Origin of the sequence: Nitrospira lenta (genome assembly GCF_900403705.1) — a bacterium.
GTDB lineage: Bacteria > Nitrospirota > Nitrospiria > Nitrospirales > Nitrospiraceae > Nitrospira_D > Nitrospira_D lenta.
Genome location: NZ_OUNR01000001.1, coordinates 253,162 through 278,553 on the forward strand (window position 1 = coordinate 253,162; position 25,392 = coordinate 278,553).

The following is a 25,392-nucleotide window of genomic DNA, read 5'->3' on the forward strand; positions in this document are numbered from 1 at the left end:
ACGCGGGGGTCAGAGTGTCAAATCAACAAACCGCGAAAGATCGCCAGAAAAAATAGCAGACGCCTTTCGTCGCGCACCTACCCTACACGGCAGAGAGAGGACCTGGTTGTTTCATTTTTCAACAGTCCATGTATAATGGATCATCTAGTATCAAGCTGGCCCCTGTACGCGTGAACAAGACATCCAGCATCGGCGGCCTGCCTTTTCAGATTTCCCCAAGTGCCCTGATCCTGTTGCGCATAACTGGGGATTCGCCGCATGCATCCTGTTCGCCATGCCGCCGTATCCCTGACCTGGAGGTAGTGAATGTCCGACGTGAGCACCTTACAACCGACTCGAGGCCAAGATCTGCGGCTGACCGTCCTTCGCTGGTTCGATTCTTGGGCGGGGCTGGAGCACATGAAATCGGATGGCGTGCCGAAGATGGACTGGGTCCGCTGTTTTCCCTTGATCGCCGTTCACTTGATGTGTCTCGGCGTGATCTGGGTCGGATGGAGCTGGACAGCCGTGGCGGTTGCCGTGGCCTTTTACTTTCTCCGCATGTTCGCCATCACCGGCTGGTATCACCGCTATTTTTCGCACCGGACGTTCAAGACCTCTCGTGCCGTGCAGTTTGCCTTTGCCCTGCTGGGAGGATCCTGCGCCCAACGCGGCCCGCTCTGGTGGGCCGGCCATCACCGGCATCACCATATCGCCTCGGATACGCCCGACGATGTTCACTCTCCGCGCCAGGGAGGGTTTCTCTGGTCGCATATGGGATGGTTTACGTCACAGACGCACTTCGCGCCACGCCTGAAAAATATTCAGGACTTCGCGAAATTTCCCGAACTTCGCTTTCTCGACCGGTTTGACATCCTCATGCCGACCGTCGCGGGATTCGGCATGTTTGGACTTGGGAAATTGCTCGAAACCTATGCGCCGGGACTCGGCACGAATGGCCCGCAGATGCTGATCTGGGGATTCTTCATTTCGACCGTCGCGCTCATCCACGGTACTTGCACGATTAATTCGCTGTCTCACGTCTATGGTTCACAGCGCTACGTGACGGGCGACGATAGCCGCAATAACTTCATCCTCGCGCTCATTACAATGGGCGAAGGGTGGCACAATAACCACCACTACTATCCCGCCTCAACCAGGCAGGGGTTCTATTGGTGGGAAGTCGACATGACCTACTACTGCCTGAAGATGATGGAGAAGGTCGGGCTGGTGTGGGACATTCGCGATGTGCCGAGTTACGTGCGGGAGGGGAAGAGCAAACAGGACACGCTCACCGCCTGACACGAACAGACTTCGCCGTCGCTAGACCCAGTCGGACTCTTCTTGGCGTGGCTTGACGACGGCCTGCCCCGCCAGCGCGGCTCGAATCCGCTGGCTCTGAGAGTCCAATGCCGCGACGGCATCCCCCGTTACAATCCACGCATCTTCCGGCTCCAGTTCAAAGCGGTAGTGATTCTTCCGCAACGAGAACCACTCGATATACGGATGCGGAACCAGGTTAGGATGGGGATCGAAGGACATGAGATTCACATCGCCGATCTGCGGACTCTCCATATCGCCGATCACCTGCCCGGCCACATCATCGTCTTCAAAGCGCCGGTTGCGGAACTGAATCAGCTGCCCGGCGATCTCCCCCTTAAAGTTTCCGCGCAAATAGACGTCGACCGTCCCGATCACGGCAAAGGTAATGCGGCCGACCACGGTCCCCTCGACTCGATTGTCCAAAAAGCCTTCCTGTACCCACCGGCCGTTCCCGAATTTCTGCGCCATGCTAAAAACCTTTCATCATGCAGCCGGTGAAATCTGAAGCGGGCGATCAGCCTCCGGCACACTCGCCCCCAACGAACCAATAATCACCGCGATCAAAATCAATCCGCTCCCGACCCACCCCAACCAGTCGAGCGACTCCCCGAGAAAATACCACGCCAGCCAGGCCGCATAGGCTGGCTCAAGCGAAAAAATAAGCGCCACCTGTTGCGCGGCGAGCAACTGCTGCGCCCACATCTGTACGGCAAAGGCCAGGGTCGCCAAGACTCCGGTGACCGCGAGGCCGATCAATAAGACCGTCGTCGGCTCGAACGCGCTCACCGTCGGATGTTCCCAGACCATGGCCACGAACAGGAGTCCGGACATAGCCACCAATTGCCAGAGAAACAGCGAGGTCGCATCCAGCTCACGCGTATACCGCTCCAGGCAGGCCATATGGGCCGCAAATGCCAGCGCACACCCGAGGGTGAGCAGGTCTCCGACGTTGACACTTGTTGTCGGCTTGACCAAGCACCACAAGCCAACCGTGGCGATCCCTGCCGCAACCCATGATCGCGAGCCGAAGCGCCGCAAGATGAGCGGAACGAACACGACGTAGAGCGTAGTGATAAAAGCGGAATTAGATGCCGTGGTGTAACCCAGCCCCACGGTTTGCAGGACATATCCAAGAAAGAGCCATCCGGTGGCGATCGCGCTGGCACGGAGCACGGCTCGGTCTACCGAGACCGGTCGAGCCATCAGGACCAAACAGAGTCCCACAAGAACTGCCCCGAGCAGAAATCTCAAGAACAGAAATGACAAGGGAGGAATCTGGTCGAGCGCCGCCTTCGTCGCAGGAAAGGTCGCTCCCCAAATGAGGGTTGTCAGGAGTAGCGCAAATCGCGGCATGGAGAATCAGGTGCTTTTCGTGAGGAAACGGAGCGAGAGCCGGAACAGATTCGTTACGGACGACACAGCGCACAGCGTCGCTGCACGTTGGTGCCGGCCTGCTCCATGGCTCGAAGGGCCCGCTCTTTATCAGGGTAATCGAACCAACCGCCTTCCCAAAAGTCGCTGGAGAAGACGTTCGCGGGAACTTCCGAGCACCGTTCTTTATGGAGTGTCACGCGATCGATGGAGCGGGCAATATGGACCCAATAAATCATGACGGCCAATCTACACTGGAAAGGGAGTGCCGAACGGAATCACCGAAGCCATTCTTCGATGATCCCGCCCGACAATCGAATTACGGAACGAGAATCCACTCGTCTTTTTCGATGACGACCTTGACGCCGGTCTCTAACTTCTTCACATCGTCTTTGTCGAAGAGACGCATATACCGTTCAATGCGATCCTCTTCATCGATGCGCTCTTCCTGCATCATCCCGTTGTTCCCTTTGTACTTTCTAATCAACACCGACATCGACAGCCTCCTGTGATTCACGCTGGCAGTTCATCTACTTGGTTGTGTACAATAAGGCAAAGTTCGTCGGCCGGTCAAGGGCACCGGCGGGGTATTTGCCGAGATTCCGCCGTATGCGCGATTCAGTGACGGAGCGGATCTGCCAAGAGTCAGAGAAAGGGAACTCGATCATGCCTGTGTATGAGTATCGGTGTGGGCAATGCTCAAAAGCCTTCGAGGCCACGCAGTCCGTGCATGCGCGCCCAGAAGATACCGAATGTCCGTTCTGCCAGGCACAGGACGCCACGCGGCTCCTGTCCTCCTTTGCCTCAACTGTCAAAGGTGACCACAAGCCGGGCTTCGCAGAAATGAAGGCCGGATCGATGCTCAACGAGCGGATGGACCGATTCGCCAAACTCCCCCCCCTGAACGCCAAGCGCAATGTCCCCCAGCCAAATGCCGCATCGCCCTCCGATCCTGGATCAGGCCCAGGAGCAGACTCCTAGCACATGACCACAGGGTGGCACTCATATCGGCTCAGTCACGTCACGACCACAAGGGAGCTGGCATGATCGTCAGATTGCTGTTTGCCTGCTGGGTAAGCGTCATGGGGTTCGTGGCCCTCTCCTCCCCCTCTCATGCAGACGTGGCAGGAAGCCTGGTGATCGCCGGCAACGGGCCGGAGAACAACACCATTGAAACACTGGCCAGGGCCTTTGAGAAAGCGAATCCTCGCGCCTACATTGACATCCTGTGGGAAGACAATTCCAAGCCGGTCGACATGGTAAAGTCCGGGCAGGCCCATATCGCGATCACAGGATCAGAAGATCCAGACCTAACCAGCAAACAAATCGGATGGGACGGGATCGGCATTCTCGTCCACCTCTCCAATTTCACGAAAGAAATTACCAAACAGCAGGTCGCTGAGCTCTTTTCCGGGAAATTCACCACTTGGGCAGACGTTGGCGGGCCAGACACACGAATCCTCCTGATCGACCGCCCACGCAACCAGAATATCCGCGACGCGTTCGAGTCGCAGTTGGGCATTGTCGGAAAGATCTCGGATACCGCCAAGGTCATCGGGCACGATGACAAAGCCGTGAAAACAGTGGTCGGCACACTCCCACCGCTCTCCGCCGTCACCTATATTTCACTCAGTACCGGCCTCTCAGTCGTCTCGACCGGAGTGGCCGTGCGCCTACTCGCGGTCGATAAGATCGAGCCGGAAGCGCCGACCGTCAAAGACGGCCGCTATCCGCTTCGCCGGCCGGTCTTGCTGCTCTCCAAGAAAGAGGCGAATCCTCTCGTCGATGCATTCGCACAATTCGCACTGTCGGCTCCCGGTCAAGCCATTATTGCTGAAACGTACGTGCCAATGCCGAGTCACTAATAGGCTGCGGAAAATCCGGTTGATGTCACCGATGCGCCAAGATCTTTCAAGATGCGGCCAAGTCCAGAACCACCGCAGGATGCTCAAAAAGGCTGTCCAGCAAGGCCGCAGCGAAGCACAGAAGCGAGGCGTACGCGCCGGTACGTTGAGTCTCTGCGCGATGCGAGAACGCCGCTGGCGGACTCTTTCAGCATTCTGCTAGATCTTCATCAAGGAGGTCCATATGCAGTCCCGTTCTTCATTCGCTCTTTTCATGCTCTTCGGTTCATTCCTCATGCTTCCCCTCTCGTCTACCCAAGCCGCGGCGGAAGAGAATAACGGAGCCTTTGTCGACGGCGCGGGGTTTACGCTCTACGGCACAGAGTCCATCAAGGGGTCGGGTTCCGAGAAAGTCGAGCAAGATCCGGTCTGCGATCGAAGCAAGCGCCCGAAAATCTTCAAAGTCCAGCCGGACGAAGCGAAGCCCGGCCAGAAAGTGACGATCACCGGCGAGAATTTCGGCAGTAAAGAATGCTTCCGCGGCGTGGCCTTCAGCGCAGCAGGCCCGGCCAAGATTGACTACACCTTCGTCAACGAAGCGACCATCGAAGCCACGGTGCCCGACGTGAAAGCGGGCATGTCGTTCATCGACATCGTCGCCGGCGGCGGCAACGCCCGATCCAAGGGATTCTTAGTCCAAGCCAAGTAGGCAACATTCGACTGTGACTCAATCTCAGGGAGAGAGAGGCAGCCCCTCTCTCCCTGATTGCCGTCACCTCTCCATCACACACCACATTCCCTCGTTAGCTTCCACGCGTTGTCGTTCGCGCAGGAGTGAGCTCCCACGTAGAACTCGAGCCACCCTCGCTCGACACACCTGCCACCTCATTGTAGTATCTGCGCCGTATCTACATAGGGAGAATCACGATGAAGACGACCGCGCAGAAATGGGGAAACAGCCTGGCGATCCGAGTGCCGAAGAGTGTGGCCATGCAGGTAGGGCTCAAAGCCCACGACGACCTTGAGATCGTCGTCCGGGAAGGGAATGTCGTCCTGAAGCCGCACCTTCGCCGCGTCTGCCGATTGGACGATTTAGTGAAACGCATTACATCAAAGAATGTGCACGACGAAATCAGCACCGGTGATCCGGCCGGACGAGAGGTCTGGTGGTGAAGGCACCCTGATGTATTCCAGACTGGGGAGATATCGTCTGGCTGCAATTCAATTCTCAAGCTGGCCAGGAACAAGCAGGACATCGACCAGCCCTTGTACTGTCGCCGGCCAGTTACAATCGCGCCAGCGGCTTGATGCTGTGCTGCCCTATGACCAGCCAGAAAAAAGGCTATCCAAAGGCTATCCATTTGAAGTCGTCATCTCAGACGAACCCAGCCATACGAGCGTCGTGCTGGCAGATCAGGTCAAAAGCCTGGATTGGAAAATCCGAAAGGCGGTCAAGAAGGGAGTCGCGCCGCTCGACGCAGTCGCAGAAACGCTCAGCAAACTACAAGCCCTCCTCTAATGCCGCCTGGCGCTCACGTCCCAATACACCGGCGGCATCACCACCTACAGCTATGATGGCAGGTTTAACTTGCTGACCACGACTGATCCGCTCAACCACACCACCACGATTGCCTACAACGCGTTTGGCCAAACGGCGAGCGTGACCGATCCGCTGGGGAACCGCTCGCAGCGCCTCTATGACGCGGCCTCGCGCCTCACGGCCCTCATCGATCCCCGCGGCAAGACCACCCAGTTCACCTATGATCCGGTGAACCAGGTCACCCAGATTGCTGACGCCATCAATGGTTTGACCGGCTTTATCTACGATCCCAACGGGAATCTCCTCACCGTCGCCGAGGCCAAGAGTCAGACCACGACCTACGTCTACGACAACATGGACCGGCTCCAAACCAGGACCGACGCGCTGAATCGGAGTGAACGCTATCAATACGACCTGGTCGGCAACCTCACACGCTTCACCGATCGCAAGAACCAGCAGACCAATTTTGTCTATGACCCGCTGAACCGCCGGACGAGCTCCAGCTATGCCGACGGCACCGGCACGAACTTCACGTATGACACGGTCGGAAGATTGGTGAAGGCCAGCGACTCCGCTTCCGGTGCCGGGACGATTGAGTTTGGCTACGATATCCTGAATCGGTTGATCCAGGAGACGACCGAGCAGGGAACGGTTACTTATCAGTACGACATACTCGGTCGCCGCACGCAGATGGCTGCCAACGGCCAGCAGCCAACGAGCTATCAATACGATGCTGCCTCTCGTCTCACCCGCGTGGCGCAAGGTTCATTATTCGCCGCGCTAGGCTATGACAACGCCAATCGGAGGGCTTCACTGAGCTACTCTAACGGGACGACCACGAGCTACGCGTACGATCTGGCTACACGTTTGACGAATATTACCCACAATGGCTCAAGCGGAGTGATCGACGCACTCACATATACCTACGATGCGGCGGGGAACCGGTTCAGCGCTGATAGAACCAACGGGACCGCCAGCCTCTTACCAAGTGCCGTGGCTTCAGCCACCTATGATGCCGCGAATGAGCAGACAGCCTTTGCCGGTGCAACGCTCACGTATGATGCGAATGGGAATCTGATGAACGATGGCGTGAATACCTATCAGTGGGACGCCAGGAATCGGTTGATCAGCATGAGCGGCGGAGCAACGGCGAACTTCGTCTATGATCCGCTCGGTCGTCGAGCGAGCAAGACGATCAACGGTGCAAGTACCCAGTTTGCCTATGACGGAAACGATATTGCTGCCGAGATCGGTGGTGGGACGGTCGGCGCGAACTATCTGCGCAGTCTGAACATCGATGAACCGTTTATCCGCCAGACCGGAACAGGCAACGAGCATTACCACACCGACGCCCTGGGGAGTTTACTGGCCTTGAGCGATGCTACCGGTGGATCTGTGGCGACCTATGGCTATGAGCCGTTTGGGAAAACCACGGTGACGGGTAGTTCGTCGAATGTGCTGCAATACACGGGGCGGGAGAATGATGGCACGGGGTTGTACTACTATCGCAATCGGTACGCTATGCCTAAAACTCACCGGTTTATGAATGAGGATCCTCTTCGTTATGCAGGAGGAGATCTGAATGTCTTCGCCTACGTTTGGAATTCTCCGATCCAACTCCGTGATCCTCTTGGGCTACTTGGCATTGGCGGCACCGCAGGTATTTCAGGTGGATCTGGAAATGGATTGGTGGGCATAGCGGGCACTGCTTCAGTCGGAGCTGGCTTGTTTGGTGGAGGAGATCAAGGGCTCAATGTCGGCTCGTTTTCTAGTGTAGGGGCATTTGCCGGAGGGCCACTGGGAAGTATTGGTTACCCAAGTCCAGATCCCAATGTTCCAAATTGGGTTGTGGGCGGCTTTGGAGGAATTGGAATAGGGCCGTATATCACCAATGCAACATCTGCTGCTGATCTTAAATATACTGCTGGAACTGCTTCCTATGACATAGGTGTTCCTGGAATTAACTTTTCATTGCAATATGGCGATGGGTACGATCCAAAAGGAAACTATATTTGGCAACTGTCTATTACAGCGGGCCCAGGGGCTGGAATCGGGCGGAGTTCAATGTCGACAGAAACACAAGTTCTTAGTCATATTCCTCTGCCTTTAGGCAAGCGTAAGTGAGGGAGCGTTAATGAGAACTGACGAAATAATTGTAGTCCTATTTGGACTATTGGTGATCCTGCCGCTATTTGGCTTCTACCTTCATTATATGAATCGCGTTTATGTCCACGATGTATCAGGTGATGCAATCCGTGTTCGCTTATTCGGGCTTGTCACGCTACGAAAAGTGTCACTGAAAGACATTGAGACAATAGAGGTGGTTCGCAGATTGGAATTACCCGATCCGACGGTCATGTTTCATGCTGAGCAATGGCCAGGGAAGCCTTTTGCAGAGGAAGGAATTCTTGTGCGGAAACGTACGGGTATTAGCCGAACCTTATTGATGTCCCCAGACAATCCCAGGAGTTTTGTGGAGCTGGTAAACAGAAGGCTTACCAGAGATACCAAGGGGGATAGGCTGAATAACTGATGTCTGCTGTAGCTGAAAAAGAACCAATGAGCGTTGATTTAGGTGGGGATGAGACTGCTTGCCTCACCAAGATCACCGACGCGCTGAATCAGATCACCCGGTTCACCTACGATTTGTCCCGTCCGTGTGTCCGGGAGGAGAAAAGGAGACAGGCTACTTTTCGGGCGGAGCTTGAGTGCGATGTGGCTTTGGAATGGACGTGCGAGTGAGCTGAATCAGTGACGAAAAGAGAGATAGGGTCGATTCTTGACTGTGCACTCAGCAAGACAAGCGAAGATGGTGCGATCTAAGTGAAGCACGAATGAGTCCAACTCGGTGACGAAAGACTGTCGATGAAGCAGATGGCGTTCTCAAAAGTGCTGATGGCTGTGGTCTGTGTGCTGATGCTCTGTGCGTTGGCCCCGACGCTGGCGGTGGCTGACCAGGCGCAGTATATCTATGACGACTTGGGTCGGCTCTCGCAGGTGATCGACGGGCAGGGGAATGTCGCGACGTATACGTATGATGCCGTCGGCAATCTGCTCTCGATTACACGCAACACCGGCAGGTTCGGTGCGCCGACGATCACGGCGCTCACACCGAATACCGGCAGCGCGGGGGCCTCGGTCAACGTCACCCTCACCGGCACCCATCTCACCGGCGCCACGGCTGTGACCGTGACGACTGGCTAGTCCTTCCCTACCTCCCAATCTCTCGACAGGACTTTTGACTCTATGCTAGGTTACGCGCTCCCTTGCGGCGGACTTGGCCGCGTGCAGGGTCTTCTGTGGGTCAGGCCAGCTGTCGTATGTTTAAGAAAATCCTAGTCGCAAATCGCGGCGAAATCGCCATGCGCATCATTCGCGGCTGCCGCGAGCTGAATATCGCCACGGCTGCCATCTATTCCGAGGCAGATTCGACCGGCATCTACGTCAAAAAGGCCGATGAAGCCTATCTTGTTGGCCCAGGCCCGGTGAAGGGCTTCCTCGACAAGCAACAGATCGTCGACCTCGCCCTGAGAATCGGGGCCGATGCGATCCATCCCGGATACGGCTTTCTTTCTGAAAACGCGGAGTTTGCCGAGCTGTGCCAGGAATCCGGTATTACCTTCATCGGCCCATCGCCCTCTGCCATCAATGCCATGGGCAGCAAGATCAAAGCCCGCGATCTCGCAAAAAAAATCGGGATCCCGGTCGTCCCCGGCACCGAAGGCGGCGTCACGGATATGAAAGAAGCCCTGGCTTTCGCCAAAGACGCCGGCTATCCGGTCATGATCAAAGCCAGCTCGGGCGGCGGCGGGCGCGGACTCCGCGTCGTCCGGACGGATGCCGAGCTCCGCGACAATATGGAAGTGGCCTCCCGCGAAGCCCTCGCCGCCTTCGGAGACGGCGCCGTATTCATTGAGAAGTATGTCGAGCGCCCACATCATATCGAGTTCCAAATCCTGGCGGACAAGCACGGCAATACCATCCACCTGGGCGAACGGGATTGCTCGATTCAACGCCGCCATCAGAAACTGATCGAAATCGCGCCGTCACTGATCTTGACCCCGCAACTGCGCGCCGAGATGGGCGCGGCCGCCATCCAAATCGCCCAGGCGGTCTCCTATGACAACGCCGGCACCGTCGAGTTCCTGCTCGATCAGGACGGCCGTTATTACTTCATGGAGATGAATCCACGGATTCAGGTCGAGCACACCGTCACTGAACAGATTACCGCGATCGATATCGTGCGCAACCAGATCTCCATCGCCGCCGGCAAGCCACTGGCGATCCGGCAGTCGGATGTCACCTTGCAAGGCCATTCCATTCAATGCCGGATCAACGCCGAAGACCCGCGCAATAACTTCCTGCCCTGCACCGGCACCATCACCGCGTATCTGTCGCCGGGCGGCATCGGCGTTCGCATCGACGGAGCGGTCTATAAGGACTACACCATCCCGCCCTACTATGACGCGTTACTCGCCAAATTGACCGTGCGCGGACGGACATGGGAAGAAACCGTCAGCCGTATGCGCCGGTCGCTGGAAGAATATGTGCTGCGAGGCGTCAAAACGACGATCCCCTTTATGAAGGCGATCATGCAGGAGGAAGACTTCAGAGCCGGACGATTCGATACGTCGTATCTCGACACGCACCCGGACCTCTATAACTACGACGACGAGGAACAACCCGGAGATCTGGTGTTAGCCATTTCCGCGGCGATCGCCGCCTATGAAGGCCTCTAGCCGGTTCGCCCCAAGATAGCCGACAACACTCGCACCACACCTATTAAGAGTACGCAACGACGATGGCGGCACGAAAAATAGTACAATCGAAGAAGGCAGCGACCAAGAAACCCGTTCGTGGACCGGTCGTGCGCACCTCGCGAACGAAAGTAACCAAGCCGGCCGAGGTTCAGCTCCACCCGTCCCCCGGGCACAAAGTTCTGATCACCGACGTCGCCCTGCGCGACGGGCATCAATCGCTCCTCGCCACGCGCATGCGCACCGAAGACATGCTGCCGATCGCACAGAAGCTGGACGCCGTCGGCTATTGGTCGCTCGAAGTGTGGGGCGGCGCGACGTTCGATACCTGCTTGCGCTTCCTGAAAGAAGATCCCTGGGAACGGCTGAGGGCGTTGCGGGCCGCCATGCCCAACACCCGGCTACAGATGTTGCTGCGCGGGCAGAACCTGGTCGGGTACCGGCATTATGCCGACGACGTCCTGGAACGATTCATCGAACGCTCCGCCACCAACGGCATCGATGTCTTCCGGATCTTCGACGCGCTCAACGACGTGCGCAACATGGACCGCGCCATTCGAGAGGTCAAAGCCTGCGGCAAGCATGTCGAAGCGGCCATCAGCTATACGGTGAGTCCGGTCCATACCGTCGACCGGTTCGTGAGCATGGCCAAACAGCTGGAAGATCTCGGCACCGATACGCTCTGTGTCAAAGATATGGCCGGCTTGCTGGAGCCGATGGAAGCCTATCACCTCATCAAGCGCCTCAAGAGCGCCGTGAAAGTTCCGATCCATCTGCATTCCCACTACACCTCCGGCATGTCGTCGATGTCTGCGTTGATGGCGATCCTCGGCGGGCTCGATATGCTCGACACCGCCATGTCTCCGCTGGCCGGCGGAACGTCGCATCCGGCCACCGAAACACTGGTCGCGTCGCTCAAGAATACGCCCTACGACACCGGGCTGGATCTGGCAACCTTCCTGCCGATCACCGAACATTTTAGGAGCGTGCGCCGCAAGTATCGCCAATTTGAAAGCGATTTCACCGGGGTCGATGCCGAAATCCTGACGTCACAAATTCCCGGCGGCATGTTGTCAAACCTGGCCGCACAGTTGACGGAACAGGACGCCCTGGATCGCATGAAAGAAGTGCTGGATGAAGTCCCGCGCGTCAGAAAAGACATGGGCTATCCGCCGTTGGTGACCCCCACAAGCCAAATCGTCGGCACCCAAGCAACCCTGAATGTGCTGACCGGCGAGCGCTACAAAGTCATCACGACGGAAACGAAGAACTACTTTCTCGGGCTCTATGGCCGCGCACCGGGCCAGGTCGATCATGACATCCTGGCGCGCGCCATCGGCGATGAAGAACCGATCAAAACGCGACCCGCCGATCGGTTGGAACCGGAACTGGAAGCCAGCAAGAAGGAGCTGCCGGCATCGGCTCAGTCTGTGGAAGATCAGCTCTCGTTCGTGCTCTTCCCCGCCATCGCGCGTGACTTCTTCGAGGCCCGCGAAAAGGGCGAGTTGACTCCGGATCCGCTGGAAGTCACGAGAGCCAAAGGTCCCGCCGTTGCAGGCGAGCTGCATTTGGCGCCGGTGGAATTCAACGTCACCGTCCACGGCGAAACCTACCATGTGAAGCTCTCCGGCTCGGGCCGCAAGGTCGATGGACGGAAGCCCTACTACATCCGCGTGAACGATAAGCTGGAAGAAGTGTCGCTGGAACCGATTCAGGAAGTGCTCGCCGGCGTGCCGGAGGCCCCTGACACCGGCACGGGATCGAAACCCAGGCGGCCGCGCCCCTCTAAACCCGGCGATGTGGCGCCGCCGATGCCCGGCCGTGTCGTAAAAATCCTCGTGGCCAAAGACGATCAGGTGAAAATCGGCGACCCGCTCTTAATCATCGAAGCCATGAAGATGGAAAGCCGGGTTCCGGCTCCGATCAACGGCACAGTGTCGGCGATCCTCGCGGCAGAAGGCGACAACGTCAAGACCGACGAGACCGTCATCCAGCTGGACTAAATCAACCAGCGTCACTCACGTCCGGGGTCGTCTGTGCAGGCCTTCCTTCGAATGATCGTCGGTGGAATTTTCTGCATGCTCGCTGCATCCTGCGCTACGCCCGATCCATTGCCGCCCTGGTTCGACGCCGTCGAACACTTTCCCGTCAACAGCGTCACCGTGAATGGCCAGCGCATCGCCTACCTCGACCGAGGCGCCGGTCCGGCGGTGGTCTTGATCCACGGATTCGGCGGATCGATGTGGCAGTGGGAGCATCAGCAGACGGCGCTCGCACAACACTTCCGTATCCTGACGCCGGATCTTCCCGGATCGGGCCTCTCCGACAAACCGGATATCGCCTACACCCCGGAAGAGATGCTGCAATTTCTGGTTGGATTCCTAGACGCCCTGCACATTCCTCAGGCCTCGCTGGTAGGCAATTCCATGGGAGCAGGACTCGCCATCGGCATGGCGCTGGATCACCCAGACCGGGTGTCAAAACTTGTACTGATCAGCGGACTCCCGCCACAGGTCATGGAGCATTTGACCAATCCCTCGATCAAGCGCGCCCTCACCACCAGCACGCCGTCCTGGCTCGTCTCGTTCGGGAACTGGCTGTTCGGCGGCCTCATGATCGACAAGATCCTCAAAGAGATCGTGTATGATCACACCCTGCTCACCCCCGCAGTGCTCGAACGGTCCAACAGAAATCGCCAACGACCGGGGCTGATCAAGCCGCTGATGACCGTAGGGGACAATCTGCCGGCATGGGAAACAGACTATGCTCCGCGCATCAAGACGATTCCCTATGCCACCCTGATTCTCTGGGGTGAGGAAGACCGCGTATTCCCCATACGGGCAGGCAGATTACTGCACGATCTCATTCCAACGTCGACGTTTGTCGGCATTCCCCAAGCCGGTCATATTCCTCAATGGGAGCAACCCGAACTCGTGAATGCGCAGCTTCTGCTGTTCCTCCAGCCTTGAGCGTTCGGCAGCGGCAGGATATACTCTCTAGGCAATCTCCTCCCACACCACTGCGGAGTGCATGATGACCAGACGCGGCCTTCAGATTCTCGTGATCGGCTTGTTCCTCGCCAACGGACTCACCGCGTGCGGGAGCTCCGGCCGGCTCCCAGACTCAGGATTCTCCTACAAAAACTTGCCCGTGGCCGACGGAACGGTCGTGGCAGGCGAGGGCCATTCGGTCCTCTTCAAAGGCAGCCCCTTGCAGCTGTCCGGCACCGGCGTGAAAGTCGGCGATCATCTGCGCGAGATCAAGCTGACGGATCGGGATCTCGCCTTGGTCAACATCGCCCACACCGCCGGATCGGGGAAAGTCCGGATCATCAGCATCGTTCCCTCGATCGACACGAAAGTCTGTGAACAACAAACCCATCAACTGAGCGAAAAGAATCGCGGCCTGGATAAAATGGTCGAGCTCATCACCGTCAGCATCGACACCCCCTTCGCTCAAAAACGTTTTGCGGAAGAGGCCAAGATTCGCAACGTCACGTTTCTCTCTGATTATCGTGGCGCCGATTTCGGAAAGGCCCATGGCCTCTTTCTGCGCGAGCCGCATATCCTGACCCGAGCCGTCATGGTCGTCGATGCACAGAATGTGATCCGCTATCTCCAAATCACCCCGGAGCTTGCCCAACTCCCCGACCTCGACGAAGCTTTCAAGTTTGCCCGCTCCCTGGTGACCGCCAGCTAAGATGGCTAACTACGATCTCCTGGTCATCGGCACCGGCCCCGCAGGACAGAAAGCCGCCGTCCAAGCGGCCAAGCTCGGCAAAAAGGTCGGCATCATCGAGCGCAACGCCGTCGTCGGCGGCGTGTGTATCAACACCGGCACCATCCCCAGCAAGTCGCTCCGCGAGGCCGCCCTCTATCTATCCGGGTTTCGCCAACGTAATCTCTACGGCGCGGAGTATCGCGTCAAAGACCGGATCACGATCGAAGACCTCAGCTTTCAAGCCACGCACGTCATTACGAACGGCATCCAGACCGTCCAGGATCAGATGCGGCGCAACGCCGTCGATGTGATCTACGGCACCGCCAGCTTCGTGGATCCGCACCGGCTGCTGGTGCAGCAGCCGTCCGGAACCGTTGAACATACCGCCCACGTCATCGTCATTGCCGTCGGCACCAAACCGGCCAGGCCGTCCTCGATTCCGTTCGACGGGGAATCCATCATCGACACCGATGAGCTCCTCACCTTGAAACGACTGCCGTCCTCCATCGTAATCGTCGGCGGAGGTGTGATCGGGACAGAATACGCGTCGATTCTCGCGATGCTCGGCGTCCCGGTAACACTAATCGACAAGCGTCCGAGGCTGCTCGAATTCGTGGATATCGAAATCATCGAGACCCTCCAGCGGCAAATGAAAGAGATCGGCGTCACCCTGTACCACGGGGAAGAAGTCGTTGGCATTCAGAAAGAGCCGGACGGACAGATCACCGTGACCCTGCAACAGGCCAAGCCAATTGTCACCAACACCCTGATGTACGCCATCGGGCGGACGGGCGCGAGCCAGGGATTGAATCTCGAACAAGTCGGACTCACCCCAGACAGCCGAGGCCGGCTGACCGTCAATGAACATTTCCAGACCGCAGTCCCTCATATTTATGCCGCCGGCGACATCATCGGCTTTCCCGCGCTGGCCTCCACCTCGATGCAACAAGGCCGGCACGCAGCCTGCCATGCGTTCGGCCATCAGGATCGCACCGATACCGCCTTGCTGCCTTACGGGATCTATTCGATTCCTGAGATCTCCATGGTCGGCCGCAGCGGAGAAGAGCTGACCCAAGCCGGCATCCCATTTGGAGCCGGCATCGCCCGCTATCGAGAAATTGCTCGCGGTCAGATTATCGGCGATGAGACCGGCATGCTAAAGCTCCTCTTCCATCGACAGACCAAGGAACTCCTCGGGGTGCATATCATCGGGGAAGGCGCCACTGAATTGATCCACGTAGGACAGGCCGTCATGGCCTATCATGGAACGATCGACTACTTTATCGACACCGTCTTCAACTACCCGACCCTGGCTGAATGTTATAAAGTCGCCGCATTGGACGGCATCAACCGGCTGCCACGCCCCTGGCCGGCGACTCCGAAGACTTCAGCTCCTTGAATCAGGAGATCCTATGTCCTTCTCACGTCATCTTCGATCTCTGGCATCCCCCATCTGGAACAGCCAGCTGACGCATCCCTTCGTCGTCGCCCTGGGCAACGGAACGCTGCCGGAACGGAAATTTCAATACTACATTCTGCAGGACGCCAGATTTCTCGGTGACCTCTCGCGCGTGTTTGCCGCAGGGGCGGTGAAGGCTCCTGATTCGGAGAGCGCGCTCCGCTTTGCCAAACTGGCCGAAGACACCATCGTCGTCGAGCGCAGCCTGCACGAAAGCTACGGCACCCAGTGGAAGATGAGTGCTAAGCAGATGACCTCTGTGCCCATGGCCCCGACCAACTATGCCTATACCCGCCACATGCTCAGCATCGCCCACACCGGATCGGCCACAGAGATTACCGTCGTCGCCCTCCCCTGCGCCTGGATCTACTGCGTCGTCGGCCAACATCTCTTGAAGAATGGCCCACCGAAAAAGAATCACCCCTATCGGAACTGGCTCATGCTCTATGCCTCGCCGGAGTTCGCCGAAGTCCAGCGCTGGATGAGAAAAAAGGTCGATCAGTGGGCCAAGACCGCAGGCGTTGAAGAAAAACGCCGGATGGAAGAAGCCTTCGTCATCAGCTCCCGCTACGAATGGATGTTCTGGGAAATGGCCTGGAACGAAGAACAGTGGCCGGTGTGAGGAGAAGAAGGGCAGGCAATTGTGCTCTGGACACCCAACCTAACCTGAGTATAATGGCCCACGCTCATGATCAGACAGTTCCTCATCATATCAGGACTCCTCTGCAGCACGCTGCTTTCCGGTCACGTCTTCGCGGCTGGTAACTATGAAGAAAGCCTGAAGGCCCTGGCCGATGGGGTGATCGCCGAATCGTTGAAAGCCAAGAAAGAACGTCTGGCCATTATCGACTTCACGGATGCCAAGGGCGTCGTCACGCCGATCGGACAGTTCTTGGCGGAAGAACTCGGCACGCAACTACTAGTCGCAGGCGAGTTGAAAGTCGTGGAACGCAAGCTCGTCAGCTCCACACTCAAGAAGCGACACCTCACTCAAATCGACGCGGCTTCCCCGAAGGCCCTGAAGGGAGCGGCAAAGGCCATCCGCACGGACATTTTTGTCATGGGGTCCTACCTCGACGCCCCAGAGGGAATCCTCGTCACCGTGAAGCTCATCAGCCCGTTGAATGCCCAGGCGATCGGAGCGGCTCGGGGCATGATCCCGAAAGTGGGACCGCTGGGCGAGCTGGTCAAGGAATTCAATAAGCCGCCGGCGGTCAAAGTAGAACCTCCGAAAGGGCCGACCATCCCGGAAGGATTGGGCTTCCACCGAAACGATTTCTACGAACTGGTCGTGCGAACACTGAGCCGGCAGGACAATCAAATACGCATGGATCTGACAATTGAAAACCGGTCGCCACGCGATGTAAAACTGCTCTGCCTGCTCCAAAATACCGTTTTGAAGGACGATCAGGGTGGGCAGTGGGCACAAAGTGTCGAGGGCAATCGCGAAGGGCTTTGTACCAGAGGGGTCGAACTCTCGCCGCGAGAGAAGGATCGAGCGGTGCTGATGTTTACGGCGCCGGCCGACTCCGCGGCCGTGTCGCAATTCATCTTCTCCTTTCATGAAAAATCACCGCGCCGAGACGCCACCTTTGCCATCGACAATCTGACGATTGAGACGTCGCCCTCGCTACCATCCCCAGCAACTCCCTAACCAATCGGAACCACCATGACTGCACGTACTTTAAAGCAAGTTCTCACGATTGCCGGATCCGACTCCGGCGGAGGCGCCGGAATTCAGGCGGACCTCAAATCCATGTCGGCGAACGGCGTCTTCGCGATGTCGGTGATTACCGCCGTCACCGCGCAAAACACGGAAGACGTGACCGATGTGTTCGAGCTGCCGACCTCCATCATTGGCTCGCAGCTCGACGCCGTGTTCGACGACTTCGAGGTCTCCGCCGTCAAAACCGGGATGCTTTCCTCCACGGCGATCGTCGAGCTCGTGGCAAAAATGCTCGCTGTACAAAAAGTGGCGAATCTGGTCGTTGACCCGGTGATGGTCTCCAAATCCGGACGCGCACTCCTGAAGCCGGATGCTATCGACGCCCTCAAGAAGCTGCTTTTCCCGCTCGCGCTCGTCGTCACCCCCAATATCCACGAGGCGCAACAGTTGTCCGGCATCGCCATCGGCAACCTGGCGGATGCTCGACGCGCGGCCAAGATTATTCACGGCTTCGGCTGTCAGTACGTGCTGATCAAAGGCGGCCATCTGCTCGCCGAACGTGGCACCGACCTGCTCTATGACGGCCGATTCTTCAATATCTACAAAGGCGAGTTCATCGACACGCCCCACACACACGGCACCGGCTGCACCTTCGCCTCGGCGCTCGCCGCCCAACTGGCGCGCGGCAAAGCGATGACCGATGCGGTGCAGGCCGCGAAGACCTACCTCACGGAAACCATCCGCCATAGTCTTGCCATTGGACACGGCACCGGCCCGACCAATCACTTCTACTTTCTCGAAACATAGGGATCAACAATGTCGCGACTTCCTGGACGCCCGCTCACGTTCCTTCTGACCGGATTTTCATGGCTGATGCTGGCGTCGCTCGTCGGACTGGCCATCCTGGTCGGCCTGGTTCGTGGGACGCCGCTCCCCCATTGGATTCGGCACGCTCATGTGCATGCCGCTCTCGTGGGTGGGGTGGCGCAAATGATTCTGGGCGCGTTGCTCACCTTCATCGCCCCGCTCCTCCTGACCGGCCGCACGCAGCGCGAGTCGCACCCGCTCCTGTTCGTCACAATTAACGGGAGTGCCGTGGGAATGGTAGCGGGATTCGGACTCCACAACTACACGGTGATCGGCATCAGCGGGTTCTTCGTCATTGCGTCATTTCTTTGGATTGCGCGCGATACTTGGCTCCAAGCCCGACAGAGCCTCAATGCCCCTCCGCTGAATCTCTGGTACTACGCGCTGGCGGTGTTGGCGCTCTTCGTCGGACTAGCCTGCGGGGAAACCCTGGCCTTCGGATGGGCACAACAATCGTTCGGCTATATTCGGCTCGCCCACATCCACCTCAACTTGCTCGGCTTTATCACGCTGGCAATCGTCGGCACGATGCATAATCTGCTGCCGACGGTTTTGAACGCGCCGCTTTCCAGTCCCCGGCTCGCTCGGATCGTCATATGGCTGTTCCCGCTGGGGTTAGCGGTGCTGATCACAGGATTCATGAATTCTTCGGTACTGATCGAGATGGCCGGAGGAGGCATGTTGGTCTTCAGTGCGCTACTCTATGCCGCCAATCTCTTCACCACGTGGCTCCGGTCGACCCATCAAGGGAGCGCCGCATCGGATCACCTCCTGGTCGCCACGTTTTTCCTGGTGCTGACACTGGTGCTCGGCGTGCTCGTAGCAGCCAACAACATCGCGGCCACGCCGATCATGCCCTTCGGTTCGCTGCACTTAGTGGCGTACACGCACATGGCACTGATCGGCTTTATTCTACAAACGATCATGGGCGCGCTCTCCCACCTCGTTCCGGTGACCCTGGCCGTGCGCCGTGTGCCGAGCCCGAAGAAACGAGGCCCCTATCTTGAGCACCTGACGAGCGTCATCAATCGGTGGAGAACCGTACAGGTGGCCAGCCTCTGCATGGGCACGATGGGCTTAGCCCTGCTCGCATCGCTTACCTGGAATGTGCCCCTGTCGTCACCCTACGTCCAAGGCGCCATGTGGGCTTCGTGCGGGCTGCTGCTGACCGGCCTGACCGTCTTCTCCGTCAAACTGGTCACGGTCCTCTGGACTGAACCGGATCAGACGGCAGGCGCTTGACCAGAATGGAACAGGATCTTTCGTTTTCAGACCCTCAGGGCCACCGTGTAGCCGCAGTCCTGGCCACGCCCGCCAGTGAGACAGATCGAATCGCCGTCCTGTGCCATGGCTTCCTCTCCGGAAAACGCAGCGCCACTAATAAAACGTTGACCCGCATCCTCAATGCTCAGGGTATCGCAACCTTTGCCTTTGACTTTTTCGGGCAGGGAGACAGCGACGGCCCCTTTGAAGCGCTCACCACGACGAGAGCCGTGGCGCAGGCAAATACCGCACTAGATCTTGTCCGACAAAAAGGATTCAGTCGGCTGGGGTTGATGGGATCCAGCTTTGGGGGGCTGGTCGCCATTTTAACCGCGTCGCAGCGTCGCGATCTGACGTGCCTAGCCTTAAAATGTCCCGTCGTCGATTTCGCTGAGGAACTACGGCTGACACTCGGAGATGCTGAGATGGCCGTGTGGCAATCGACCGACACCATCCCCAATCTCATGGGCGGAACGGAACGCATCCGTCTCCGCTACGCATTTTATGAGGACTGCCTTCGCCGAATTGCCTACGAACCTGCAAAGACGATCACGGCGCCGACCCTCATCGTCCAAGGAGATCAGGACGAATGCGTCCCCTTACACCAGAGTCAGCAGTTGGCCGCTGCACTAACCTGCCCCACCCGTATGGAGCTCCTGCCAGGCGCCGACCACCAATTCACTAAAAGTGCGGATTTTAACCGGATGACGACTCTTATTGCGGATTGGCTCACGGCACACTGATATGGCTCTAGACGATGAGCGGCACGAAACAGTTCTGCGGCTCTATCCGATTTTTAAGGAAGAGGTCTATCGGCGGCGCAACGAGATGATGCGCTGGACGGCAATTGGTGCAGGATCGCTTGTCGCCATACTAAATATCGTTCTCCTCGTACCCGCAGCGCATTCACTCTCAACAACACCTCGACTGCTCCTGGCCTGTGCGACGCTCTTGTTGGCACTCACCTATATGGGGATCATCTGGCAGCAGCACCACCGCCATCAACAGGCTAAACAGCAACTCATCAAGATTGAGCAGGCCATGGGTCTATTCGGAGGACTCCCCGGGCATGACGATCATGCGCTCTACCCTGATGACTGGCAGAATGCATGGACTCACGATAGCAGCCTGCTGCAATACCTTGCAGTTCTCACTCTCCTTACCAGTATCGTCCTCGTCGCCATCCTTCTCCCGAGCCTGTAATCCATTTCGGCTTCATCTTCACGAGCATGAAATAGCCATGTAGCTCGCTTCATACTGCCGTACCATTTCGTTCAGGAAGAACCAACCTTGCCTTCACGTCTTAGGTATTCATTGACAAGCTGCAAATATTTTTACGCTACATCAATAACTTACATTCACCTGTCCTCACAAAGCACCAATCCACCATTGGCATACCTATTGCTTATACTAATGACTCTTGTCGCATGACGCAGAACCAAAACTAAATTCAGGTTGATTATGACACCCACAAACAGATCAGTACCCACTCTCTCCACATGCATCTGTGTCCTGGCCATAGCATTCGCAGCTCCCGCCCTCGCTGGAGAGACGGCTACTCCAAAACAGCATAGTCTTATTCACCGTCCCGACGCTCCGGTATTGCCGATCGTCCCGCGGCCGGAATCCACAGCCATGCCCTCCCGGCCAGTTGCAGCCGCGGCGCCGGTGGTGACAATCCCTCCCACGCAAACACTCCACCACAAATTGACAAAAAAACCGGCCGCGGCGGTTATCAGCCCTCCTCTCCCGTCAGAACCAATGCCCTCATCAGGAATAAGCTCTAGACTGTCTTCAGCGGGAAATATTCACATCACGGCTCCCCAAACTGTGCCAGAGAGTCCATCAAAGAGCACGCCGACTCCGATCGGTGACCGTACGATTGCTCCCCTTGTTCCGATTGCCACGAGGCCACTGTCGATGTCTTCTTTGAGCAACACCGCAGCTCCAACCGCCGCTCGCAATACCGCCGCCGCCGCTCCATTGACGGCGGCCGCTCAATCAGGTCTCCCCATAACCAGTCTAGCGCCGTCCATGTCCCGGCTTGTCCAGATGAGCCCGGGGTTAGCGAACTTACTCCAGCCGTCCACGCCTGCGATTACTCCTACGCCAACGGCTCCGCCCCCAACCTCCCCGCCACCTGTATCCTCTACCGGAAGCGTCACCCTCTCCTGGTCTGCAAACGGCGAGAGCGACTTGGCCGGGTACAAGATCTATTTTGGAACCTCGTCGGGAAATTACACTTCGTCAGGATCGCCCGCAGTAATTGGGAAAGTCACCAGCTACACCGTAACCGGCCTTCAGCGAAACACCACCTACTTCTTTGCCCTCTCCGCCTACGATAGTGCCGGCAACGAAAGTGCGCTTTCTGGCGAAGCCAGTAAAAGCATTCTGTAACAGCTGCTTAAGATCAGTCTCAACTTCGCGTTGCTCTCTCCTCACCCACTTCCCAACATAGCCCACAAATACTCCTGCATGTGGCTCTCAACGTGGGCCTTACGGAATGACTATTTTGATGCCTCTGAAACAAAGATGCTCAAATAGACGATCCAACAAGGCCGCAGGGAGTCCAGCGACTGAGGCGTACCCTCTGCGGTACGTCGCAAGGAGATGGATGACTGAGAACGCCGTTGGGCGTCTATTTCAGCATCCTGTTAGGATTTTACGCAGCGGAAGCCTATGTAGCTATTACGCGTCTCAGGAGGAAGCCTGAATCGCCCGTAGGTGAGCAGATACTTGGGCAAATCCGACCAGGACCCGCCGCGCAGCACTTTGAATTGGCCGTTCTCAGGGCCTGATGGATTGGTTTCCTGGCTACGTTCGTAATAATTCGCACCGTACCAGTCAGACACCCATTCCCCCACATTCCCCGCCATCTGATACAACCCGAAGGGGCTCTTACCGGCTTCATACGACTGTACCGGCATAAGCACCTGACTGTAGCTGAACCGTGCCCCCAGCGCGAAATTCGCGACTTCTTTCGTCGGCAGCAGATTGCCCCAGGGATACAGCCGCCCATCGACGCCGCGTGCAGCCTTTTCCCATTCGGCTTCCGTCGGCAACCGTTTCCCTTTCCAGCGGCAATAGGCATCGGCATCATGCCAATCTACGCCGATCACGGGACGATCACTGTGTTGGGCCACACTCACGGTCTCCCACAGCCAAGGAGCCGCACGCCCGGTCGCCGAGAGAAACGCGCCATACTGTGCAGTGGTTACCTCAGACACATCCATCATGAAAGGATCGAGCATCACACGATGCAGAGGCCGCTCATCTTCCAATGCCTGCGTTCCGGCTGCCCCCATCTCGAACGGGCCTCCAGGAATCAACACCATCGGCGTTTCCACAGGAAGCGCTTGTTCCAAAGCCTGTGATCGTCTGAGCCGATCCAGTTGAGCCATGGCATGGGCCTCAACCAAAAGAAGCAGCAGGATGGTCAAAACGATCATCCAGCAAGGCCGCAGGGAGTGTGAACGCCGAGGCGTACGCGGTTGGTACGTTAAGGCGTTCTCACAACCGAGAACGAAGCTGGGGATCGTTTTCACCATCCTGTTCAATAGATGATGCCGCCAACGACCCAATGCCGATCATCCGGCACATCGATGAGCAACCGCGTGAGATTCATCTGCGCGAGTTGGGCGCCGATTTCATCTTCGGTAAATGCCGCGAGCAGCGAATTATAGAAATCGCGGCGCAGAATATCAGGGGCTCCCTTCGCGTACTGGTCCACAATGGCTTGGGCCGCCTCGGATGATTCGGGCCGCAACAGATCCATGACCAGCACCGGCGAGCCGGGCTTCACAAAGAGCCGCAGCTTGTGCCAGAACTGCAACGGATTGGGCAAGTGATGGAGCAGACTATTGGAGACAGCCGCATCAGCCTGGTTGGCTCCGGCAAGATCCTGGAATCGTTCACAGCGCACAGATACCCGGCTCGACAGATCAGCCTGGCGAACGGCCTGCTCAGCCAACTCGATCATCGGCCTCGACGCATCAATTCCTGTGACGCGACAATCCGGCAAGGCACGGGCCAGTCGAACGGGAATATCGCCCGGCCCGCAGCCAAAATCAAACACATGCCCTTGGGAAAACTCCGGGAAGTATTCTCGAAACAACTCGACGAAGCGCTGATTCTCTGCGGAGAAATCCGCCTCAGCATAGGCCGTGGCCTGCAAAGGATCATCCATGAATTCCGGCTCAAGAACCCGTGATATCATACGCTCACTCCTTGGATCAGTCGGCCTTTGTCTGAACGTTCACCTGATCGCCCGGTCGAACGACTCCATCCTTCAACACTTTGGCATACACCCGGCTCCACCCTGGCTGCTTCTTCTGCGACAGGCGCTGATAGTCGCCATCGTGGAACCATTGGGCATTGTGGCGACAGGGTGATGTATAGCTCATCACTTCCAATTCAACATCGGGCCCGACAGTGAGCCTGACGCCGGGCCTCACCAACTTCCAGTCCAGCCCCGTCAACGTCAAATTCTCTCCGGAGAAACCCGGCTCGATGGAATGGCCCGCCTGGCGCAATTGCTCAATCACCTCCAGCGAAAATAAGCAGACCGCACGATCAGGACCGCCGTGAAGTTTCACGTTACGCTGACGATCTCCTTCGACACCCAGCCGGCTTACACGCGCCTCCAGCACCGGCTGTTTCGGCACCCCGCCGTCCGAGACGCTGACCTGATGAATATGCGGATAGGGCGGACGTCCGCTGTTCATGCTCTACTCATGGCCTTCACACGATTCAGCTCGACGCAGCTCGATCGCCACCCAGCCTTCCTGCTCTCGCCGATTCACAGGATACAACCCCAAGCCGGCATAGCGTGCCATGACTTCTTCGACCTGTTCAACCAGCAGACCTGAAAAAAAGAGCCGAGACCCAGCCACGCCGTAGGCCGCCAACTCATCGGCTAATAGCAAGAGCGTCTGCCGATCGATATTCGCGACCACCACATCCGGCCACGTACCCATCGCCACATCGGACAGCGTTCCGCAGATGAGGGTCAACTCCTGACCGAAGGCATTCTGGCCCGCACACTCCTGAGCACAGTCCACCGCCACCGGATCGATTTCGACACCGACAGCCGACTGCGCACCCAGCCGCAACGCCGCCATCGCCAGAATACCGCTGCCGGACCCGACATCCAGCACCGTTTCACCGCCGCGAATCAGTTCCTCCAGCCACTCCAACAACATGCGGGTGGTCGCGTGATGGCCTGTCCCGAACGCCTGTTTGGGATCGAGGATAATGTCGAGATCACCGGCCAGCAATGACGCAGGCTCCCAACTGGGCCGAATCACCAGCCGGCGCCCGACCCGGAGCGGCTTGACCGACTGCGCCCACTGCCGATTCCAATCCTGGTGCGGCAGATCTCCGACGTGCACAGCCCCACTGCTCTGCCCGGAGGGATCGAGTTGATCCAGCGCCGCGCGGACCTGTCCCAACTGGTCTCCACTCCAATGGTCACGCGACCAATAGAGATGGGTCACCCCTTGATCCTCCCAGGCGCCCCGTACATGAGGATCACCCAGCAACCCAAGCAATTCTCCAGGATCAACCGTGCTGTGGATACTGACATCAACCCATTCCTGCATCAT

The 25,392-nt window shown here is 57.7% G+C and carries 28 protein-coding genes and 1 pseudogene; 21 read left to right on the forward strand and 8 right to left on the reverse strand.

Going from position 1 to position 25,392, the window contains the following annotated elements; genetic code table 11:
* The first annotated feature begins 306 nt into the window (after positions 1-306).
* Positions 307-1,281, forward strand: coding sequence for an acyl-CoA desaturase (locus NITLEN_RS01200; protein ID WP_121987755.1), 975 nt, complete (start codon positions 307-309; stop codon positions 1,279-1,281).
* A 21-nt stretch (positions 1,282-1,302) separates the two neighbouring features.
* On the opposite strand, the gene NITLEN_RS01205 is transcribed toward NITLEN_RS01200, so the two are convergent.
* The 4 genes from NITLEN_RS01205 to NITLEN_RS17970 form a co-directional block, all read right to left on the reverse strand.
* A complete protein-coding gene (locus NITLEN_RS01205) occupies positions 1,303-1,770 on the reverse strand; it encodes a hypothetical protein (RefSeq protein WP_121987756.1) in 468 nt (155 codons plus the stop codon).
* A 15-nt stretch (positions 1,771-1,785) separates the two neighbouring features.
* A complete protein-coding gene (locus NITLEN_RS01210) occupies positions 1,786-2,655 on the reverse strand; it encodes a DMT family transporter (RefSeq protein ID WP_121987757.1) in 870 nt (289 codons plus the stop codon).
* A gap of 53 nt (positions 2,656-2,708) precedes the next feature.
* Entirely contained in the window at positions 2,709-2,912 is a 204-nt protein-coding gene (locus tag NITLEN_RS01215; protein ID WP_121987758.1) for a hypothetical protein, read from the reverse strand.
* 80 nt (positions 2,913-2,992) lie between these two features.
* Positions 2,993-3,169 carry a hypothetical protein gene (locus tag NITLEN_RS17970; protein WP_181416564.1) on the reverse strand — a complete coding sequence of 59 codons (177 nt, stop codon included), beginning with the start codon at positions 3,167-3,169 and terminating at the stop codon, positions 2,993-2,995.
* Between the two features lie 170 nt (positions 3,170-3,339).
* On the opposite strand from NITLEN_RS17970, the gene NITLEN_RS01220 reads away from it, so the two are divergent.
* The 20 genes and pseudogenes from NITLEN_RS01220 to NITLEN_RS18765 all read left to right on the forward strand — a co-directional run bounded on the left by NITLEN_RS01220 (position 3,340) and on the right by NITLEN_RS18765 (position 22,186).
* The gene (locus tag NITLEN_RS01220) at positions 3,340-3,654 is read left to right on the forward strand and encodes an FmdB family zinc ribbon protein (RefSeq protein ID WP_121988530.1); all 315 of its coding nucleotides are present in this window, start codon (positions 3,340-3,342) and stop codon (positions 3,652-3,654) included.
* Positions 3,655-3,716: 62 nt separating this feature from the next.
* On the forward strand, positions 3,717-4,538 hold the full coding sequence (locus NITLEN_RS01225; RefSeq protein ID WP_121987759.1) for a substrate-binding domain-containing protein: 822 nt from the start codon (positions 3,717-3,719) through the stop codon (positions 4,536-4,538).
* Positions 4,539-4,761: 223 nt separating this feature from the next.
* The gene (locus tag NITLEN_RS01230) at positions 4,762-5,226 is read left to right on the forward strand and encodes an IPT/TIG domain-containing protein (protein ID WP_121987760.1); all 465 of its coding nucleotides are present in this window, start codon (positions 4,762-4,764) and stop codon (positions 5,224-5,226) included.
* A 218-nt stretch (positions 5,227-5,444) separates the two neighbouring features.
* Positions 5,445-5,690 (forward strand): AbrB/MazE/SpoVT family DNA-binding domain-containing protein, encoded by a 246-nt coding sequence (locus tag NITLEN_RS01235; protein ID WP_121987761.1) that lies wholly within the window; start codon positions 5,445-5,447, stop codon positions 5,688-5,690.
* Between the two features lie 14 nt (positions 5,691-5,704).
* A pseudogene (mazF, locus tag NITLEN_RS18620) lies at positions 5,705-6,036 on the forward strand (endoribonuclease MazF).
* Between the two features lie 141 nt (positions 6,037-6,177).
* Positions 6,178-8,181 (forward strand): RHS repeat-associated core domain-containing protein, encoded by a 2,004-nt coding sequence (locus NITLEN_RS01245; RefSeq protein ID WP_146216057.1) that lies wholly within the window; start codon positions 6,178-6,180, stop codon positions 8,179-8,181.
* A gap of 10 nt (positions 8,182-8,191) precedes the next feature.
* The gene (locus NITLEN_RS01250; RefSeq protein ID WP_121987763.1) at positions 8,192-8,590 is read left to right on the forward strand and encodes a hypothetical protein; all 399 of its coding nucleotides are present in this window, start codon (positions 8,192-8,194) and stop codon (positions 8,588-8,590) included.
* A gap of 332 nt (positions 8,591-8,922) precedes the next feature.
* Positions 8,923-9,261, forward strand: coding sequence for an RHS repeat domain-containing protein (locus tag NITLEN_RS01260; protein ID WP_121987765.1), 339 nt, complete (start codon positions 8,923-8,925; stop codon positions 9,259-9,261).
* Between the two features lie 116 nt (positions 9,262-9,377).
* The gene (gene accC / locus NITLEN_RS01265) at positions 9,378-10,796 is read left to right on the forward strand and encodes an acetyl-CoA carboxylase biotin carboxylase subunit (RefSeq protein ID WP_121987766.1); all 1,419 of its coding nucleotides are present in this window, start codon (positions 9,378-9,380) and stop codon (positions 10,794-10,796) included.
* A 62-nt stretch (positions 10,797-10,858) separates the two neighbouring features.
* Positions 10,859-12,817 (forward strand): sodium-extruding oxaloacetate decarboxylase subunit alpha, encoded by a 1,959-nt coding sequence (gene oadA / locus NITLEN_RS01270; protein ID WP_121987767.1) that lies wholly within the window; start codon positions 10,859-10,861, stop codon positions 12,815-12,817.
* Positions 12,818-12,892: 75 nt separating this feature from the next.
* Positions 12,893-13,783, forward strand: a complete 891-nt coding sequence (locus tag NITLEN_RS01275) for an alpha/beta fold hydrolase (protein ID WP_181416565.1) — start codon at positions 12,893-12,895, stop codon at positions 13,781-13,783.
* 61 nt (positions 13,784-13,844) lie between these two features.
* Positions 13,845-14,513: a thiol peroxidase gene (gene tpx, locus NITLEN_RS01280; RefSeq protein ID WP_121987769.1), complete on the forward strand. Its 669-nt coding sequence runs from the start codon at positions 13,845-13,847 to the stop codon at positions 14,511-14,513.
* Between the two features lies 1 nt (position 14,514).
* Positions 14,515-15,933, forward strand: coding sequence for a Si-specific NAD(P)(+) transhydrogenase (gene sthA / locus NITLEN_RS01285; RefSeq protein WP_121987770.1), 1,419 nt, complete (start codon positions 14,515-14,517; stop codon positions 15,931-15,933).
* A 13-nt stretch (positions 15,934-15,946) separates the two neighbouring features.
* Entirely contained in the window at positions 15,947-16,615 is a 669-nt protein-coding gene (tenA, locus tag NITLEN_RS01290; RefSeq protein WP_121987771.1) for a thiaminase II, read from the forward strand.
* A 66-nt stretch (positions 16,616-16,681) separates the two neighbouring features.
* The gene (locus NITLEN_RS01295) at positions 16,682-17,647 is read left to right on the forward strand and encodes a FlgO family outer membrane protein (protein ID WP_121987772.1); all 966 of its coding nucleotides are present in this window, start codon (positions 16,682-16,684) and stop codon (positions 17,645-17,647) included.
* 15 nt (positions 17,648-17,662) lie between these two features.
* Entirely contained in the window at positions 17,663-18,466 is an 804-nt protein-coding gene (gene thiD, locus NITLEN_RS01300; RefSeq protein WP_121987773.1) for a bifunctional hydroxymethylpyrimidine kinase/phosphomethylpyrimidine kinase, read from the forward strand.
* Between the two features lie 9 nt (positions 18,467-18,475).
* Entirely contained in the window at positions 18,476-19,768 is a 1,293-nt protein-coding gene (locus NITLEN_RS01305) for a cbb3-type cytochrome c oxidase subunit I (RefSeq protein WP_121987774.1), read from the forward strand.
* Between the two features lie 5 nt (positions 19,769-19,773).
* Positions 19,774-20,532 carry an alpha/beta hydrolase gene (locus NITLEN_RS01310; protein WP_121987775.1) on the forward strand — a complete coding sequence of 253 codons (759 nt, stop codon included), beginning with the start codon at positions 19,774-19,776 and terminating at the stop codon, positions 20,530-20,532.
* A 1-nt stretch (position 20,533) separates the two neighbouring features.
* On the forward strand, positions 20,534-20,992 hold the full coding sequence (locus NITLEN_RS01315) for a hypothetical protein (RefSeq protein WP_121987776.1): 459 nt from the start codon (positions 20,534-20,536) through the stop codon (positions 20,990-20,992).
* Positions 20,993-21,841: 849 nt separating this feature from the next.
* Positions 21,842-22,186: a fibronectin type III domain-containing protein gene (locus tag NITLEN_RS18765; RefSeq protein WP_425464133.1), complete on the forward strand. Its 345-nt coding sequence runs from the start codon at positions 21,842-21,844 to the stop codon at positions 22,184-22,186.
* A 257-nt stretch (positions 22,187-22,443) separates the two neighbouring features.
* Here NITLEN_RS18765 and NITLEN_RS01325 read toward each other — a convergent pair whose 3' ends face one another.
* The 4 genes from NITLEN_RS01325 to NITLEN_RS01340 form a co-directional block, all read right to left on the reverse strand.
* Positions 22,444-23,238, reverse strand: a complete 795-nt coding sequence (locus NITLEN_RS01325) for a formylglycine-generating enzyme family protein (RefSeq protein ID WP_181416567.1) — start codon at positions 23,236-23,238, stop codon at positions 22,444-22,446.
* 104 nt (positions 23,239-23,342) lie between these two features.
* A complete protein-coding gene (locus NITLEN_RS01330; protein WP_121987779.1) occupies positions 23,343-24,005 on the reverse strand; it encodes a class I SAM-dependent methyltransferase in 663 nt (220 codons plus the stop codon).
* A 16-nt stretch (positions 24,006-24,021) separates the two neighbouring features.
* Entirely contained in the window at positions 24,022-24,513 is a 492-nt protein-coding gene (locus NITLEN_RS01335; protein ID WP_121987780.1) for an MOSC domain-containing protein, read from the reverse strand.
* A gap of 3 nt (positions 24,514-24,516) precedes the next feature.
* On the reverse strand, positions 24,517-25,392 hold the full coding sequence (locus tag NITLEN_RS01340) for a 50S ribosomal protein L11 methyltransferase (protein ID WP_121987781.1): 876 nt from the start codon (positions 25,390-25,392) through the stop codon (positions 24,517-24,519).

What these genes read in the sequence shown, in the direction of transcription:
- NITLEN_RS01335 (WP_121987780.1), bottom strand. Translation starts at nt 24,513, where the DNA reads ATGAACAGCGGACGTCCGCCCTATCCGCATATTCATCAGGTCAGCGTC.
- NITLEN_RS01275 (WP_181416565.1), top strand. Translation starts at nt 12,893, where the DNA reads ATGCTCGCTGCATCCTGCGCTACGCCCGATCCATTGCCGCCCTGGTTC.
- NITLEN_RS01215 (WP_121987758.1), bottom strand. Translation starts at nt 2,912, where the DNA reads ATGATTTATTGGGTCCATATTGCCCGCTCCATCGATCGCGTGACACTC.
- NITLEN_RS01340 (WP_121987781.1), bottom strand. Translation starts at nt 25,392, where the DNA reads ATGATGCAGGAATGGGTTGATGTCAGTATCCACAGCACGGTTGATCCT.
- thiD (WP_121987773.1), top strand. Translation starts at nt 17,663, where the DNA reads ATGACTGCACGTACTTTAAAGCAAGTTCTCACGATTGCCGGATCCGAC.
- NITLEN_RS01220 (WP_121988530.1), top strand. Translation starts at nt 3,340, where the DNA reads ATGCCTGTGTATGAGTATCGGTGTGGGCAATGCTCAAAAGCCTTCGAG.
- NITLEN_RS01260 (WP_121987765.1), top strand. Translation starts at nt 8,923, where the DNA reads ATGAAGCAGATGGCGTTCTCAAAAGTGCTGATGGCTGTGGTCTGTGTG.
- sthA (WP_121987770.1), top strand. Translation starts at nt 14,515, where the DNA reads ATGGCTAACTACGATCTCCTGGTCATCGGCACCGGCCCCGCAGGACAG.
- NITLEN_RS01295 (WP_121987772.1), top strand. Translation starts at nt 16,682, where the DNA reads ATGATCAGACAGTTCCTCATCATATCAGGACTCCTCTGCAGCACGCTG.
- tpx (WP_121987769.1), top strand. Translation starts at nt 13,845, where the DNA reads ATGATGACCAGACGCGGCCTTCAGATTCTCGTGATCGGCTTGTTCCTC.
- accC (WP_121987766.1), top strand. Translation starts at nt 9,378, where the DNA reads ATGTTTAAGAAAATCCTAGTCGCAAATCGCGGCGAAATCGCCATGCGC.
- NITLEN_RS01315 (WP_121987776.1), top strand. Translation starts at nt 20,534, where the DNA reads ATGGCTCTAGACGATGAGCGGCACGAAACAGTTCTGCGGCTCTATCCG.
- NITLEN_RS01325 (WP_181416567.1), bottom strand. Translation starts at nt 23,238, where the DNA reads ATGATCGTTTTGACCATCCTGCTGCTTCTTTTGGTTGAGGCCCATGCC.
- NITLEN_RS01200 (WP_121987755.1), top strand. Translation starts at nt 307, where the DNA reads ATGTCCGACGTGAGCACCTTACAACCGACTCGAGGCCAAGATCTGCGG.
- NITLEN_RS18765 (WP_425464133.1), top strand. Translation starts at nt 21,842, where the DNA reads ATGAGCCCGGGGTTAGCGAACTTACTCCAGCCGTCCACGCCTGCGATT.
- NITLEN_RS01310 (WP_121987775.1), top strand. Translation starts at nt 19,774, where the DNA reads ATGGAACAGGATCTTTCGTTTTCAGACCCTCAGGGCCACCGTGTAGCC.
- NITLEN_RS01250 (WP_121987763.1), top strand. Translation starts at nt 8,192, where the DNA reads ATGAGAACTGACGAAATAATTGTAGTCCTATTTGGACTATTGGTGATC.
- oadA (WP_121987767.1), top strand. Translation starts at nt 10,859, where the DNA reads ATGGCGGCACGAAAAATAGTACAATCGAAGAAGGCAGCGACCAAGAAA.
- NITLEN_RS01235 (WP_121987761.1), top strand. Translation starts at nt 5,445, where the DNA reads ATGAAGACGACCGCGCAGAAATGGGGAAACAGCCTGGCGATCCGAGTG.
- NITLEN_RS01305 (WP_121987774.1), top strand. Translation starts at nt 18,476, where the DNA reads ATGTCGCGACTTCCTGGACGCCCGCTCACGTTCCTTCTGACCGGATTT.
- NITLEN_RS01230 (WP_121987760.1), top strand. Translation starts at nt 4,762, where the DNA reads ATGCAGTCCCGTTCTTCATTCGCTCTTTTCATGCTCTTCGGTTCATTC.
- NITLEN_RS01225 (WP_121987759.1), top strand. Translation starts at nt 3,717, where the DNA reads ATGATCGTCAGATTGCTGTTTGCCTGCTGGGTAAGCGTCATGGGGTTC.
- NITLEN_RS01330 (WP_121987779.1), bottom strand. Translation starts at nt 24,005, where the DNA reads ATGATATCACGGGTTCTTGAGCCGGAATTCATGGATGATCCTTTGCAG.
- NITLEN_RS01205 (WP_121987756.1), bottom strand. Translation starts at nt 1,770, where the DNA reads ATGGCGCAGAAATTCGGGAACGGCCGGTGGGTACAGGAAGGCTTTTTG.
- tenA (WP_121987771.1), top strand. Translation starts at nt 15,947, where the DNA reads ATGTCCTTCTCACGTCATCTTCGATCTCTGGCATCCCCCATCTGGAAC.
- NITLEN_RS17970 (WP_181416564.1), bottom strand. Translation starts at nt 3,169, where the DNA reads ATGTCGGTGTTGATTAGAAAGTACAAAGGGAACAACGGGATGATGCAG.
- NITLEN_RS01210 (WP_121987757.1), bottom strand. Translation starts at nt 2,655, where the DNA reads ATGCCGCGATTTGCGCTACTCCTGACAACCCTCATTTGGGGAGCGACC.